The organism is Yoonia sp. (genome assembly GCF_030731595.1).
Taxonomy (GTDB): Bacteria; Pseudomonadota; Alphaproteobacteria; order Rhodobacterales; family Rhodobacteraceae; genus Yoonia.
Window position 1 is genome coordinate 1 of record NZ_JANQTS010000019.1, and the last position, 1368, is coordinate 1368.

Here is a 1368-nt window from a genome sequence, read left to right on the forward strand (position 1 = left end):
TATGCGGAGATACTGTTGAAAAAGTCAGTTGATTGGTTGCCGAAGCCCTGATTCACTCGATTTGAGAGTGGAGGGCATTGCGATGATGGGACCGAGGCAAGTGGCGCAAGGCGCGCTGTTTTATGAGTTCTCAATTGAAGAGTTTGTGCCGCAGGATCATCCCATGCGCGGGATTGATCGCTTCCTTGACCTGACTGAAGTGCGACCGCTGCTTGCGCCGTTTTACAGTTCACATGGCCGTCCTTCGATTGATCCTGAACTGATGATCCGGATGCTTTTGCTTGGTTATTGCCAGGGCATCCGGTCCGAGCGGCGGCTTTGCGAAGAGGTGCATGTCAATCTGGCGTATCGGTGGTTTTGCAAGCTCGATCTGGCTGATCCGGTGCCAGACCATTCGACCTTTTCCAAAAACCGTCACGGGCGTTTCCGCGAAAGCGGCCTGTTCCGGCACCTGTTTGAGACCGTCTTGCAGCGCTGCATGGATGAGGGTCTGGTTGGTGGTCACAGCTTTGGTGTTGATGCCAGCCTGATCCCAGCAAATGCCAATCAGACGCGTGGCGTTGATAGCAAGGAAGGTTTGCCGCCAGACCTGACATCCCGCGCCGTGGATGAGTATCTTGAGACACTCGACGACGCAGCCTTCGGCGCATCAACTGATGCCATTCCTAAATTTATCTCACCTGTTGATCCCGCAGCCCGCTGGACCGGTGCTGACGGGGGAGCCGCCTACTTTGCCTATTCCACCAACTATCTGGTTGATCTGGATAATGCCGTCATTGTGGATGTTGAACCGACGGCCCCGATCAGGCCCGCCGAGGCGCGTGCAGCAAGGGACATGATTGATCGGGTGCAAGAGCGCTTCGGGATCAAACCCGACAAGCTTGTCGGCGATACAGGCTATGGATCGGCGGAGATGCTTGGGTGGCTGGTCGAGGACCGCAAGATCGCGCCACACATCCCGGTCTGGGACAAATCCAAACGCACCGACGGCACATTCTCACGAGATGACTTTGTCTACGACCCGACGACCGACAGCTATACCTGCCCGAACGGTAAAACCCTGCAAACATATCGGCGGAACTTCTCAAAGCCACGAAAAGCAAATGGCGGCAAAGATGGGTTCATAAGATACCGCGCCTCCAAGCAAGACTGCGACGCATGCCCTTTGAAGCCGCAATGCTGCCCGAAAGACCACGGGAGACGCCTCATGCGGTCCGTGCACGAAGCCGCCCGAGACGTCGCTCGCGAAATCCGCAAAACCGACGCCTACATGACCTCGTTCATCCAGCGACGAAAAGTTGAAATGCTGTTTGCCCACCTTAAACGATACATCGGTCTGCGGATGATGCGGCTCCGAGGACCCAAAGG

The 1368-nt window shown here is 56.1% G+C and carries 1 protein-coding gene; it reads left to right on the forward strand.

The window, feature by feature from the left end; translation table 11 throughout:
• Positions 1-82: 82 nt before the first annotated feature.
• A partial coding sequence (locus tag NWQ23_RS01890; RefSeq protein ID WP_306164542.1) for an IS1182 family transposase occupies positions 83-1368 on the forward strand: 1286 nt, incomplete at its 3' end.